The sequence below is a fragment of the Thalassococcus sp. S3 genome, assembly GCF_004216475.1.
Classification (GTDB): domain Bacteria; phylum Pseudomonadota; class Alphaproteobacteria; order Rhodobacterales; family Rhodobacteraceae.
This window is the reverse complement of record NZ_CP022303.1, coordinates 3,453,331-3,465,859: the sequence shown is the minus strand read 5'-3', so window position 1 is coordinate 3,465,859 and position 12,529 is coordinate 3,453,331. Positions and strand designations below refer to the sequence as shown.

At 61.8% G+C, this 12,529-nt stretch carries 13 protein-coding genes; 11 read left to right on the top strand and 2 right to left on the bottom strand.

Going from position 1 to position 12,529, the window contains the following annotated elements:
- Nucleotides 1-171: 171 nt before the first annotated feature.
- Both CFI11_RS24365 and tldD read right to left on the bottom strand, forming a co-directional pair.
- Entirely contained in the window at nucleotides 172-660 is a 489-nt protein-coding gene (locus CFI11_RS24365) for a hypothetical protein (RefSeq protein WP_165390295.1), read from the bottom strand.
- Nucleotides 660-2,081, bottom strand: a complete 1,422-nt coding sequence (tldD, locus tag CFI11_RS17120; protein ID WP_130408093.1) for a metalloprotease TldD — start codon at nucleotides 2,079-2,081, stop codon at nucleotides 660-662. The genes CFI11_RS24365 and tldD overlap by 1 nt, the downstream gene beginning before the upstream one ends.
- 167 nt (nucleotides 2,082-2,248) lie before the next feature.
- On the opposite strand from tldD, the gene coxB reads away from it, so the two are divergent.
- From coxB to CFI11_RS17070, 11 genes are all read left to right on the top strand, one after another.
- Nucleotides 2,249-3,088, top strand: coding sequence for a cytochrome c oxidase subunit II (coxB, locus tag CFI11_RS17115; RefSeq protein ID WP_130408091.1), 840 nt, complete (start codon nucleotides 2,249-2,251; stop codon nucleotides 3,086-3,088).
- A gap of 74 nt (nucleotides 3,089-3,162) precedes the next feature.
- Complete coding sequence (gene cyoE / locus CFI11_RS17110) at nucleotides 3,163-4,101, top strand: heme o synthase (protein WP_130408089.1); 939 nt, start codon at nucleotides 3,163-3,165, stop codon at nucleotides 4,099-4,101.
- Nucleotides 4,098-4,265 (top strand): hypothetical protein, encoded by a 168-nt coding sequence (locus CFI11_RS24360; protein ID WP_165390294.1) that lies wholly within the window; start codon nucleotides 4,098-4,100, stop codon nucleotides 4,263-4,265. The genes cyoE and CFI11_RS24360 overlap by 4 nt, the downstream gene beginning before the upstream one ends.
- Nucleotides 4,262-4,834 (top strand): cytochrome c oxidase assembly protein, encoded by a 573-nt coding sequence (locus CFI11_RS17105; RefSeq protein ID WP_130408087.1) that lies wholly within the window; start codon nucleotides 4,262-4,264, stop codon nucleotides 4,832-4,834. The genes CFI11_RS24360 and CFI11_RS17105 overlap by 4 nt, the downstream gene beginning before the upstream one ends.
- Before the next feature lie 30 nt (nucleotides 4,835-4,864).
- A complete protein-coding gene (locus CFI11_RS17100) occupies nucleotides 4,865-5,677 on the top strand; it encodes a cytochrome c oxidase subunit 3 (RefSeq protein WP_130408085.1) in 813 nt (270 codons plus the stop codon).
- Between the two features lie 99 nt (nucleotides 5,678-5,776).
- Nucleotides 5,777-6,448: an SURF1 family protein gene (locus tag CFI11_RS17095; RefSeq protein ID WP_130408083.1), complete on the top strand. Its 672-nt coding sequence runs from the start codon at nucleotides 5,777-5,779 to the stop codon at nucleotides 6,446-6,448.
- A gap of 4 nt (nucleotides 6,449-6,452) precedes the next feature.
- The gene (thrC, locus tag CFI11_RS17090; RefSeq protein WP_130408081.1) at nucleotides 6,453-7,841 is read left to right on the top strand and encodes a threonine synthase; all 1,389 of its coding nucleotides are present in this window, start codon (nucleotides 6,453-6,455) and stop codon (nucleotides 7,839-7,841) included.
- Nucleotides 7,838-9,100: a pitrilysin family protein gene (locus CFI11_RS17085; protein ID WP_130408079.1), complete on the top strand. Its 1,263-nt coding sequence runs from the start codon at nucleotides 7,838-7,840 to the stop codon at nucleotides 9,098-9,100. Before thrC ends, CFI11_RS17085 begins: the two co-directional genes overlap by 4 nt.
- 7 nt (nucleotides 9,101-9,107) lie before the next feature.
- Nucleotides 9,108-9,698 carry a GNAT family N-acetyltransferase gene (locus CFI11_RS17080; RefSeq protein ID WP_130408077.1) on the top strand — a complete coding sequence of 197 codons (591 nt, stop codon included), beginning with the start codon at nucleotides 9,108-9,110 and terminating at the stop codon, nucleotides 9,696-9,698.
- A 538-nt stretch (nucleotides 9,699-10,236) separates the two neighbouring features.
- Nucleotides 10,237-11,064 carry an MBL fold metallo-hydrolase gene (locus CFI11_RS17075; RefSeq protein WP_254448944.1) on the top strand — a complete coding sequence of 276 codons (828 nt, stop codon included), beginning with the start codon at nucleotides 10,237-10,239 and terminating at the stop codon, nucleotides 11,062-11,064.
- An 11-nt stretch (nucleotides 11,065-11,075) separates the two neighbouring features.
- On the top strand, nucleotides 11,076-12,488 hold the full coding sequence (locus CFI11_RS17070) for an FAD-binding oxidoreductase (RefSeq protein WP_130408075.1): 1,413 nt from the start codon (nucleotides 11,076-11,078) through the stop codon (nucleotides 12,486-12,488).
- The last annotated feature ends 41 nt before the right edge of the window (nucleotides 12,489-12,529 follow it).

Here is a 12,529-nt window from a genome sequence, read left to right as displayed (position 1 = left end):
CTGCAACCGCTGGGTGATTTTAGCCTTGGACTGGATCAGCCGCGCTTAACGCCCTTGTCTTGCGGGAGAAAAGCGATGTTTTGTCGGCGCAGCGGTGACAGTTAAGAGTGCCCCGGCTACCGCAATGGGCGAAGAACCGGAACATTGGTCGAACGCTTCATAAAGCGAACCTTAATGCAGAGGCGCCCCGGAAGAAGACGCGGCAAACGTCAGCAAGTATGCCTCGGGGTCCGGATCGGGCCGCATCATCGCCGTTCGCCAGGCCCTCTGTTCGGACTGTATGAGCGCTAGCTCCCACACGCAGCCGATCACGGGCCGGCTGACCGTATCCATCGGCAAAGGCGCGTCATGCAGGCGGCGGTAGATATGCTGACAGAGGACCGAGCCCTGCGCCCACCAATGGGCTGAAATGGAAAGCCCCAGATCTCCGGGGTGAATGATGACAAAGCCCATGTCGTTGCTGTCCCCCATCTCTGTGACGCGGGCAAGCACCTCTTCGGTGACAAAGTGGCGGGCCTGATCCAGCAGATCGGGCGCAAGCTGTTGGTTGCGGGCCAGAAGGCCGTAGACCTTCAGACGCAAAGGGCCAACCTCCAGCACACCATGGTGAGAGACAGGCCGGTCATGGTCGATCTCGATCGGGCCTGCGTGAATTGGCATCACGCTGCGGAGCCGCCGACGGTCAGCCCGTCCATCAAAACGGTGGGCTGACCCACGCCGACGGGCACCCATTGGCCTTGTTTGCCGCAATTGCCCATGCCGGGATCCAGAGCCATGTCGTTGCCAAGCCCCCGGATCTGCTTGAGCGCCGTGGCCCCGTCGCCGATCAGGGTGGCGCCCTTCACCGGCGCGCCGACCTTGCCGTTTTCGACGCGGTAGGCCTCGGTGCAGGAAAAGACGAATTTGCCATTGGTGATATCGACCTGCCCGCCGCCGAAGCCTACAGCATAGATGCCGTCCCTGATCTCGGCCACCAGATCGGCGGGGGTCGCGTCGCCGCCCAGCATATAGGTGTTGGTCATGCGGGGCATGGGAATGTGAGCATAGCTTTGACGGCGGCCATTGCCGGTGGGCGCCACACCCATCAGCCGCGCATTCTGGCGGTCCTGCATGTAGCCGACGAGGATGCCGTCCTCGATCAGGGTGTTCTTGCCCGAGGGCGTGCCCTCGTCATCCACGGTGATGGAGCCGCGACGGTCGGGGATGGTGCCATCGTCCAGAACGGTGACGCCCCTGGCCGCCACTTGCTGGCCCATCAGCCCGGCAAAGGCCGAGGAGCCCTTGCGGTTGAAATCCCCCTCCAGCCCGTGGCCGACGGCCTCGTGCAGCAGGATGCCAGGCCAGCCGGGGCCGAGGGCCACCTCCATCACCCCGGCGGGTGCTGGCACGGCGGAGAGGTTGACGGTGGCGATGCGCAAAGCCTCGCGCGTTTTGGCCTGCCAGTCGGCGGGGTCGATCAGACCGTCGAGGCCCACGCGTCCGCCGCCGCCGGCCGAACCCGTCTCGCGCCGGCCGTTCTCTTCCACGATGACGGAGACATTCACACGGGTCATGGGACGTATGTCGCGGACCGACACGCCATCGGGGCGCAGGATCTCGACCTCCTGACAGGAGGCGGCAAGCGTGGCGGAGACCTGCACCACACGGGGATCCAGATCCCGGGCGAAAGCGTCGATCTCGCGCAGCGTGTCGATCTTGACCGGGAAAGTGGTGCCGGCAATGGGGTCTTCGTCCGTGTAAAGACGTTTGTTCGTCGGCGGCGGACCATCGGCCCATGTGCCGCCGCCGTCACCCACCGCAAGCCGCGCGGTTTCACAAGCGCGTTTGAGGGCGGCTTCGCTCAACTCTGTCGAATGCGCATATCCCGCGACTTCGCCGCGCACGGCGCGCAGCCCGAAACCCTCGGACGCATCGTAGGAGGCTGTCCGCAACCGGCCGTCATCGAATACCAGCGCTTCAGAGCGGCGTCGTTCGAGGAAAAGCTCTCCGTCATCCGCGCCGTCGGTTGCCGCGCGCAGAATGCGAAGCGCATCTTCGCGTGCGAGGTTCGTATCGAAGGGGCGAAAACTGTCTTGGGACATGACGATGCAACCTCGGATTTGATCTAAATCAAAAAAGCGTCTGTTTGACGCAAGTAGCGCTCTTTAACTGATCAGTCGAATATGGTTTTTACAATGCCCAAAGACGCGGCGTTTGCCCGAGGGATCGGCGAAGCCACGGTGAGATATGATCAACGTCAGGACATGACATGAAGCACGCTTTGACGCTTTCGGGGCTCTTTGCAGCCTTTTCCGCCCTGCCTGCCGCCGCGCAGGACGGCTTGGAGGTTATTGGCAAGCCAGTGGATCGCGGGGTCGGCTTCCAGCCAGCGGCGACAGAGCTGGCGCGCGACCTGCAATCGCTGGATTGGCTGATTCTGGTGATCATCACGGTGATCTGTATCTTCGTCACCGGCCTCCTGATCTGGGTGATGATCCGGTACAACCGCAAATCGAACCCGAAGCCGGCCACCTTCACGCACCATACACCGGTTGAGATCGCCTGGACGGTGGTGCCGATCGTCATTCTGGTGTTCATCGGCGCCTTCTCCCTTCCGGTTCTGTTTAAACAGCAGGAGATTCCCGAGGCCGATCTTACGATCAAGGTCACGGGTTATCAGTGGTATTGGGGCTATGAGTATGTCGACCACGATTTCGGCTTCGACAGCTTCATGCTGGCGCGTGAGGAGTTGGCCGATTACGGCTACGCACAGGATGAATATCTGCTGGCCACGGATACGGCAGTTGTCGTGCCAATCGGTGCAACGGTCGTGATGCAGGTGACAGCAGCGGATGTGATCCACAGCTGGACCATCCCGTCCTTCGGGGTGAAGCAGGATGCGGTCCCCGGACGGCTTGCAGAGCTGTGGTTCGCGGCAGAGAAAGAAGGCATTTACTTCGGCCAGTGTTCGGAGCTGTGCGGCAAGGACCACGCCTATATGCCCATCACGGTGAAGGTCGTCAGCCAAGAGGAATATGACCGCTGGCTGGATGGTGCGATCGAGGAATATGCCGGAACGCCACGGGATTATCAGGTGGTATCGAACTGATCTTTGTGCGTGCCGCCCTCGGGCGGCACGGTATTGACGATTGGGGCGGATGACCGTCTCTCTGGGGATAAAACATGAGCGATGTCAGCTATAGCCAGCTAGCGCAGCCCGAGGCCAGCTTTGGCGACTACTTTGCGCTGCTGAAACCACGTGTGATGTCGCTTGTCGTTTTCACGGCGTTGGTCGGTCTGATCGCCGCGCCGGTGGCCGTTCATCCCATGGTCGCCTTTGCCGCCATCCTCTTCATCGCGGTGGGTGCGGGTGCGTCGGGCGCGCTGAACATGTGGTGGGATGCCGACATCGATCAGGTGATGCGCCGCACGCAGAAGCGGCCTATTCCCGCCGGTAAAGTCGAGCCAGGCGAAGCGCTTGCCATCGGGCTGACCCTCTCTGGCCTGTCGGTCATCATGTTGGGCCTTGCCGCCAATCTGCTGGCCGGGTTCCTTCTGGCCTTCACGATCTTCTTCTACGCGGTCGTTTATTCGATGTGGCTCAAGCGCTTGACCCCCCAGAACATCGTCATCGGAGGTGCCGCAGGAGCCTTTCCGCCGGTGATCGGATGGGTCGTGGCCACCGGCAGCCTGTCGGTCGAGGCGTGGCTGATGTTTGCGCTGATCTTCATGTGGACGCCCCCGCATTTCTGGGCCCTAGCGCTCTTCATGCGGTCGGATTACGACGATGCGGGCGTGCCGATGCTTACCGTCACCCACGGGCGTCGGGCGACACGCGTCCACATCCTGGCCTACACCGTTCTGCTCGCGGTGTTGGCTGTGGGTGCGGCGGCCACGTCGATCGGCGGTCCGATCTATCTGGTGGCGGCCCTTATCCTGAACGGTCTTTTCCTGAAGGGGGCGTGGTCGATCTGGCGCCGTGACGAGGCGATGGCAGAGGCCGATGGATTCGCTGTGGAGAAATCGTTCTTCAAGCTTTCGCTGCTCTATCTCTTCCTGCATTTCGGTGCGATTCTGGCCGAAGCGGTTTTGCGGCCCTACGGTTTGGGAGGCTGGGGATGAGCATCAAGGTCGAACATGAGCTGCACCAGCGTCGGTTCGGACGCAACATCGGTGTTGCGCTTGTGCTGGTGTTTTTCATTTGTGTTGTCTTCGGTTTGACGGTTGTCAAAGTTACAAGCGGCGCGTTCGAACCGCCGCGTGGCGCGGAGGTGCAAAGCCAATGATGCAAGGCAAGTCAAAGACGGTATTCCAGACAGTTGGAGTTGTCCTGTTTATGGGTGGCCTGGCCTGGGCTTCAGTTCCCCTTTACGACTGGTTCTGCCGGGTCACGGGCTACGGCGGTGCCACGAACGTGGCCGAGGACGGCTCGGAGGAGATCCTCGACCAGACGATAAAGATCCGCTTCGACGCGTCATTGGAACGGGATATGCCCTGGCAGTTCCGTCCTGTGGAACGTGAGATGGAGCTTCGCATCGGAGAGACAGGTCTGGCTTTCTACGAAGCCTATAATCCGACCGACAAACCCGTGGCCGGCTCGGCCGCCTACAATGTCGCACCCTACGATGCCGGTGCTTTCTTCTCGAAGATCCAGTGCTTCTGCTTCGAAGAGCAGGTGCTTGCCCCCGGTGAACGGGTCCAGATGCCGGTGACCTTCTTCGTCGACCCCGAGATCGTAACCGACCGCGATGCGAAATTCGTGCACACGATCACACTGTCATACACGTTTTACGAAATCGACCTGCCCGAGGGCTATGCCTCCCTTGAGCAACCGACCGAGACAAATCTGAACTAATAATCATGCCGCGAGGTGAGGGACACTGACATGGCACAAGCAAAAAACCACGATTACCACATTCTGAACCCCTCGATCTGGCCGCTTCTGGCGTCCGTCTCGGCGTTTGTGATGCTTTTTGGCGCCGTGCTCTGGATGCACGACGTCACACCGTTCCTGTTCTGGATCGGCTTCGTCGGCGTCCTCTACGTCATGTTCGCGTGGTGGTCCGAGGTGGTGGCCGAAAGCCGCGTGGGCGATCACACTCCGGTGGTGCGGCTGGGCCTGAAATACGGCTTCATCCTCTTCATCATGTCCGAGGTGATGTTCTTCGCGGCCTGGTTCTGGTCGTTCTTCAAGCACGCCATCTATCCGATGAACGAATATGTCGGCAGTGAATACATCCCGCCCGAGATTTATCCGGTCGATGCCTTCCACCTGCCGCTGATCAACACCCTGATCCTGCTGCTGTCGGGCTGTGCCGTCACTTGGGCACACCATGCGCTGGTGCATGAGAACAACCGCAAGGACCTGATCAACGGGTTGGCCATCGGCATTGCGCTGGGTGTCGCGTTCACCGGGCTGCAGGCCTATGAATACTGGCACCTGCTGCATGAGGGCTGGGAATTCGGCGGGGACAAGTTCTATTCGAACTTTTTCATGGCCACGGGCTTCCACGGCGTACACGTGATCATCGGGACGATCTTCCTGGCGGTCTGTCTCTTCCGCGCGATGAAGGGGCATTTCACGCAGGAAAAGCATATCGGTTTTGAGGCCGCCGCCTGGTACTGGCACTTTGTCGATGTGGTTTGGCTGTTCCTGTTCTTCGCTGTCTACATCTATGGCGTGGCTCAGGTCACCTGACCCGGGCTTTCCGGGTTGCACCTGCCCGGACAAAGGTTCAATCACAAGGCGCGCGAGATATTCCTCGCGCGCCTTGTGCATCCAGGGGGGTAAGCCGCGATGGGCCGGCTGGCATTTCTGCTGATCTTTGGGCTGAGCGGGGCGGCGATCCTGATCGGGCTTGGCGTCTGGCAGGTGCAAAGGCTGGCCTGGAAAGAGGGCGTGCTGGCCGAGATCGACAGCCGCATTGCCGCCGACCCGGTAGGCCTGCCCGCCACCTTCGAACCTGATGCGGATCGCTATCTGCCGGTGGCCGTGACGGGCGAGATGCTGGGGCAGGAATTGCACGTTCTGGTGTCTGTCAAACGGGTCGGCGCCGGCTACCGCGTGATCGCGCCGTTCGAGACAGAGACGGGACGGCGCGTGATGGTCGATCGCGGCTTCGTCCCGACAGACGCCAAGAACACAGCACGCATGCTGGGAGCGATGGACGTCACCGGTAACCTGCATTGGCCCCGCGAGATCGACAGCTATACGCCGGAGCCGGACGTGGCGGGCAACACCTGGTTCGCCCGCGACGTGCCCGCGATGGCAGACGCCTTGGGCACAGAGCCGGTTCTGATCGTGGCAAAGTCGCAAACGGACCCGTCGGTGACGCCGCTGCCCGTGGACACGAGCGGGATTCCCAACGATCACCTTGAATATGCGATCACGTGGTTTTCACTGGCCCTGATCTGGGTCGCGATGACCGCCTATTTCCTGTGGCGCAGCCGCGCCCGCACCGAAAGCTGAGACGATGAAATACATCTCGACCCGCGGGCAGGCGCCCGAGCTGACATTCGAAGAGGCGATGCTGACGGGCCTTGCCCGGGATGGCGGCTTATACGTGCCCGCTGAGATCCCGCAGATGAGCCTGGGCGATATCGCATCCCTCGCCGGGCAACCCTACGAGCATGTGGCCTTCCGTGTCATGCGCCCCTTCATCGGCGAGACGTTCACGGATGCGGAGTTTCAGGACATCATCGCGCTGGCCTATGCGGGCTTTGGCCATGATGCACGCGCACCCTTGGTACAGCTGAACGAGGGGCACTATCTGCTGGAGCTGTTCCACGGGCCCACGCTGGCCTTCAAGGATTTCGCGATGCAGCTGATCGGTCAGCTGTTTGAGGAAGCGTTGAAGCGGCGCGGCGACCGGGTGACCATCGTGGGCGCCACCAGCGGCGACACAGGCTCGGCCGCGATCGAGGCGTTCCGGGGTCTGGATGCGGTGGATGTGTTCATCCTTTACCCTCATGGGCGCATCTCGGAAGTGCAAAGGCGGCAGATGACAACGCCCACCGAGGCCAATGTCCACGCGCTGGCCGTCGATGGCGATTTTGACGATTGCCAGGCGCGCGTGAAGGACATGTTCAACGATTTCGACTTTCGCGACGACGTGAGGCTGTCGGGCGTGAATTCGATCAACTGGGCGCGGGTGCTGGCACAGGTTGTGTATTACTTTTCCTCTGCCGTGAGCCTGGGCGCACCGCACCGCAGGGTCAGCTTCACGGTGCCCACGGGGAATTTCGGAGACATCTTTGCCGGATACATTGCCAAACGCATGGGTCTGCCCATTGAACGGCTGGTCGTCGCGACGAACCAGAACGATATCCTGCATCGCTGTCTGAACGGGCAAGGCTATCACAAGGGCGAGACGATCCCGTCGATCAGCCCGTCGATGGACATCCAGGTCAGCTCCAATTTTGAACGCGCGCTCTTTGATGCCTATGACCGGGACGGTGGCGCGGTGGCGCAGCTGATGGAGGAGTTGAGGTCCGGCGGGTTCGAGGTGAGCCAGGGCGCGATGCAGGCGCTGAGGGAGCAATACGATTCAGGCCGTGTGTCGGAGGAGGAAACGCACCAAGCGATTGCCGATTGGCTGGGGCGGAGCGGAGAATTGCTGTGCCCTCATTCCGCTGTCGGTGTGCATGTTGCAGAGGCACTACGGGACAAGGCCGTGCCAATGGTGACGCTGGCCACCGCGCACCCGGCGAAGTTTCCGGCGGCGGTGGAGGCGGCGAGCGGTGTGCATCCCCCTCTTCCCCCCCGGATGTCGGACCTGTATGAGAGATCGGAACGGGTGACCCGGATCGCCAATGATCTCGGCGCCTTACAGGACCATATCAGAGGGCAGATCGCCAATTGACAGTAAGACAGGACCAGCTGGCCAACGGGTTCCGGATCGTCAGCGAGCATATGCCAGGGCTGCAATCGGCGGCCATCGGCATCTGGGTCACCGCGGGGGGACGCCACGAGCGGATTGAGCAGAACGGCATTGCCCATTTTCTGGAGCATATGGCGTTCAAGGGGACCAAGACACGGAGCGCCTTGCAGATCGCCGAAGCGATCGAGGATGTGGGCGGCTACATCAACGCCTATACCAGCCGGGAGGTGACGGCCTATTACGCGCGGGTGCTGGAAAGCGACGTGGCGCTGGCGCTGGATGTGATCGGGGACATCGTGCTGAACCCGGTCTTCGATCCGGCAGAGATCGAAATCGAGCGCGGCGTGATCCTGCAGGAAATCGGCCAGGCGCATGATACGCCGGATGACGTGATTTTCGATTGGCTGCAGGAAGAAAGCTATCGCAACCAGCCGCTGGGGCGGACCATCCTGGGGCCGACGGAGCGGGTGAAGGCGTTCTCCCGCGCGGATCTGGCAGGTTTCGTGGCAGAGCATTACGGGCCGGGGCAGATGATCCTATCGGCGGCCGGTGCTGTGGATCACGACATGCTGGTGAAGATGGCAGAGCAGATGTTCGGGCATCTGGAGGCCAAACCCGCGCATGTTGTCGAGCCTGCGGTCTTTACAGGCGGAGAGACACGGCACGAAAAGGCGCTAGAGCAGGCCCATTTCGCGCTGGCGCTGGAGGGGCCGGGATACCGGGACGACGCGATCTATACCGCGCAAATCTACGCCAGCGCACTGGGCGGCGGCATGTCGAGCCGGTTGTTCCAGGAGGTGCGCGAGGTGCGTGGGCTTTGCTATACCATCTTTGCCCAGACGGGGGCCTATGCGGATACGGGCATGACCACGATCTATGCCGGTACGAGTGCAGGTCAGATCGGGGAGCTGGCCGAGATCACGGTCGACGAAATGAAGCGCGCCGCCGATGATATGTCGCCCGAAGAGGTGGCCCGTGCGCGCGCACAGATGAAGGCAGGCATGCTGATGGGGTTGGAAAGCCCGTCGAACCGTGCCGAACGACTGGCCCGTCTTGTGCAAATCTGGGACGAAGTTCCGCCGCTGGAAGACACCGTCGCGCGGATCGACGCGGTGACCACCGGAGATGTGCGCGAATTTGCAGGTCAGATGGCCCACCAGGCCCGTGCGGCGTTGGCTCTCTACGGACCGGTCAAGGGCGCGCCGAGCCTGACGCAAATGCAGGAGAGGCGCGCCGCCTGATGGGCCGATGATCCTTGCCAAACGCAAGCTGAAGATCGAGACGGAACGCCTGACCCTGCGCCCGCCGACCCATTCGGATTTTCGCCCCTGGACGGCCTTGCGGCGGGACAGCGAGGACTTTCTGACACCGTGGGAGCCAAGCTGGGCTGCCGATCATCTGACGCGGAAAGCCTTTACCAACCGGGTTTATTGGGCGCAGCGCTCTGTCGCCAGCGGTGCGGCGTTGCCGCTGTTTCTGTTCCAGCGGCATGATGAGGTCCTGGTGGGCGCCATCACGCTTGACAACATCCGACGCGGACCGGCCCAGGCAGGCACGCTGGGGTATTGGACGGGCGCGGCCTTTGCCCGTCAGGGCTTCATGCGCGAAGCGATCGGAGCGGTGGTGCATTATGCGTTCACCCGGCTTGATCTCAGCCGGATCGAGGCCGCCTGTCTGCCTGAAAACAAGGCGTCACGCGGGCTTTTGGAAAGCTGCGGGTTCAAATACGAGGGCGTGGCGCAATCCTATCTGCAGATCGACGGACGCTGGCGGACGCATGTGCTTTATGCCTCGCTGCGCAGTGATCGGCGCGGACGGACGGATGCGGGTCAGGTCTGACAGATCGGCGTTGCGCTTTAGGCATCCAACGGCGGGATTTTCCGTATTTTTATCGAGAAGAAGACTGGACCGCGCACAGATGGCCAGATGACGCGCATTAAGGTTAGTGCAGGTTAGGGTTAAAAGCATCGTGTGATTTGGCTTTGGGCCATCAGTCAGAACAGGCATCGGCCATGTGGGGACTGGTCACGCGTAAGCCGACCGCGTGCGAGGCCTCGTCCGATGCGTTAACCTTAATGGCCGTTAGGGTTAATTCCGGCACGTAAGGATCGGACGACGGCGTCGGTGCAAGTTGCGGGGAGGGGTCTTGGTCAGCCCTTTGAAGATGCAGATCTCAGCTCCGCTCTCTTAGGGTTGCCTCGACATACCTGAGACGGGGAGTACCGTTGTCCCAAGCCCATCGCGCGGGGTTCTGGCATTGCGATGCCATCCTGATAGAGTGATCGCATAATCCGGCGCATCGTGGCTGTAGGTTTTGACCGCGGGCGGTGGAAGGATCGGCCTGCGGTTCTAGCTCTGAGCATAGGAGGATGATGCAATGCGCAGTCTTTTGATCTGTCTGGCCTTTCTCATGAGCGCGGCACTCGCTTCGGCACAGGAGCGAAGACCCAGCCATTGCATCGCCATCGCCGATGCCGCGCCGGGGATGGCCTATGTCCAGAAGGCAAGCTGGACGGAGCCGGTCGAAGAATTCAGCGTGCGGCTGCATTACATCTCTCACGCCAGCTTTTTGTTGCAAACGCCGGGCGGGCTCACCGCGGTCACCGATTTCACGGGTTTCATTGGCTCTGCTGATCTGATCCCGGATGTAGTCACCATGAACCACGCGCATGAGACGCATTGGACGCCCAACCCGGACCCCGCGATCCCGCATGTTCTGCGCGGATGGGGACCGTTCGGGGAGGGGATCGACCATCATCTGGACCTGGGCGAGATGCTAGTGCGCAATGTATCGACCGATATCCGCTCGGCTTTTGCGGGGGTAGAGGAAAACGGCAATTCGATTTTCGTGTTCGAGGTCGGGGGCCTTTGCATCGGGCATCTGGGGCATCTGCATCACGTGCCCAACGACGAGCAATTCGCGGCCCTTGGGCGGCTTGATGTGGTGATGGCGCCGGTCGACGGAGGGTACACGATGTCTCTGCCGGAAATGATGCAGGTGCTGCGGCGTCTGAGGTCCAGCGTGGTGATCCCGATGCACTGGTTCAGCACCTTCTCGCTGGAAGAGTTTCTGACGGACATGTCGGACGCGTTTGCCATCGACCGCAGGGAAGGGCCGAGCCTGGAGGTGTCTTTGAGAACCTTGCCGGACCGGCCGACCATCGTGCTGTTGCAACCGGAATGGTTGCGCGATGCGACCGAATAGAGAGGCGGGCAATGCTGACACGCGTGGATGAGAATTTCGAAGCACGGCTTCGGCAGGTGATCCCGGAGGATGTGATCCGGCACGCCGATGCGCGTTATCTGGAAGAGCCGCGCGGTCGTTGGGCAGGACAAGCAGGGTTGGTCTTGGCGCCCACGCAGACAGAGCAGGTTGCCGAGATCATCCGTGCATGTGCTGCCGAAGACGTGCCGGTGATCCCCTATGGTGGCGGAACGGGGCTGGTCGGGGGGCAGGTGGCCGAGGGCGAGATGGCCCCGGTGATCCTCTCGCTGGAGCGGATGACGCGGATCCGGGAGGTTCATCCGGAGGAGAACGTGCTGGTGGCCGAGGCGGGCGTGATCCTGGCGGACGTGCAGGCGGCTGCGGCGGAGGTCGATCGGCTGTTTCCGCTCAGTCTTGCCGCGGAGGGCTCGGCGCGGATCGGGGGTAATCTGGCGACAAATGCAGGTGGGGTTAATGTCCTGCGCTACGGCAATGCGCGGGATCTTTGTCTGGGGCTCGAGGCGGTGTTGCCGGACGGGCAGATCTGGCACGGGCTCAGCCGGCTGCGCAAGGACAATGCAGGTTATGATCTGCGCAATCTGTTGATCGGATCGGAAGGCACGTTGGGCGTCATCACGGCGGCCTCGCTTAAACTGGCGCCGGTGCCGGCGGTGAAGGGGACCGCGATGTTCGTGGTGCCGACACCGGAGGCGGCCCTGAGATTGCTTACGTTGGCACGCGCGCAGATGGGTGAGGGGATCAGTGCCTTTGAGTTGATGCATCGCCAGGGGTTTGATTTCCTGGCGGAGGTGCTGCCGGATGTCAGGCGGCCCTTTGACACATCGCCGGACTGGTGTGTGCTGATCGAGTTGGGCCTGGCGCGCGGGCTGAACGCGGAAGCGGCGCTGGCGGAGCTTTTTGAGCACGGGCATGGCGAGGGCATCACGTCGGATGCAGTGATCGCGCAATCGCAAGCGCAGCGCGATCAGTTCTGGGCGGTGCGGGAGCAGATGCCGGAGGCTAACCGCCGCATCGGGTCGGTGTCGAGCCACGATATCTCTGTCCCGATTGGAGCGATCCCGGACTTCATTGCACAAGGCGAACAGGTCATCGCGGCCTTGGGACCGTTTCGCATCAATTGTTTCGGCCATGTGGGCGATGGAAACCTGCATTACAACGTGTTTCCAATGCCCGGGAAAACCCGCGCGGATCACATGGAGGAGCGGGACAAGATCAAGCGGGCGGTGCATGATCTGGTCCACCGCCTTGAAGGGTCGGTCAGTGCAGAGCACGGCGTGGGCCGCCTGAAAGTGGGCGATCTGGAGCGCTATGGCGATCCGGCCAAACTGGCGGCGATGCGCGCGATCAAGGCAGCGCTTGATCCAAAGGGCATCATGAATCCGGGTGCGGTACTCAGGGCCTGATAGATTCCCGTGATGCCGCGGCGAGGTGATGTGTGAGCATC

Bases quoted from the DNA above. Each gene is read 5' to 3' on its own strand.
- CFI11_RS17075 (WP_254448944.1), top strand. From the start codon at position 10,237: ATGCGCAGTCTTTTGATCTGTCTGGCCTTTCTCATGAGCGCGGCACTC.
- CFI11_RS17095 (WP_130408083.1), top strand. From the start codon at position 5,777: ATGGGCCGGCTGGCATTTCTGCTGATCTTTGGGCTGAGCGGGGCGGCG.
- CFI11_RS24360 (WP_165390294.1), top strand. From the start codon at position 4,098: ATGAGCATCAAGGTCGAACATGAGCTGCACCAGCGTCGGTTCGGACGC.
- CFI11_RS17105 (WP_130408087.1), top strand. From the start codon at position 4,262: ATGATGCAAGGCAAGTCAAAGACGGTATTCCAGACAGTTGGAGTTGTC.
- cyoE (WP_130408089.1), top strand. From the start codon at position 3,163: ATGAGCGATGTCAGCTATAGCCAGCTAGCGCAGCCCGAGGCCAGCTTT.
- CFI11_RS24365 (WP_165390295.1), bottom strand. From the start codon at position 660: ATGCCAATTCACGCAGGCCCGATCGAGATCGACCATGACCGGCCTGTC.
- tldD (WP_130408093.1), bottom strand. From the start codon at position 2,081: ATGTCCCAAGACAGTTTTCGCCCCTTCGATACGAACCTCGCACGCGAA.
- thrC (WP_130408081.1), top strand. From the start codon at position 6,453: ATGAAATACATCTCGACCCGCGGGCAGGCGCCCGAGCTGACATTCGAA.
- coxB (WP_130408091.1), top strand. From the start codon at position 2,249: ATGAAGCACGCTTTGACGCTTTCGGGGCTCTTTGCAGCCTTTTCCGCC.
- CFI11_RS17070 (WP_130408075.1), top strand. From the start codon at position 11,076: ATGCTGACACGCGTGGATGAGAATTTCGAAGCACGGCTTCGGCAGGTG.
- CFI11_RS17080 (WP_130408077.1), top strand. From the start codon at position 9,108: ATGATCCTTGCCAAACGCAAGCTGAAGATCGAGACGGAACGCCTGACC.
- CFI11_RS17100 (WP_130408085.1), top strand. From the start codon at position 4,865: ATGGCACAAGCAAAAAACCACGATTACCACATTCTGAACCCCTCGATC.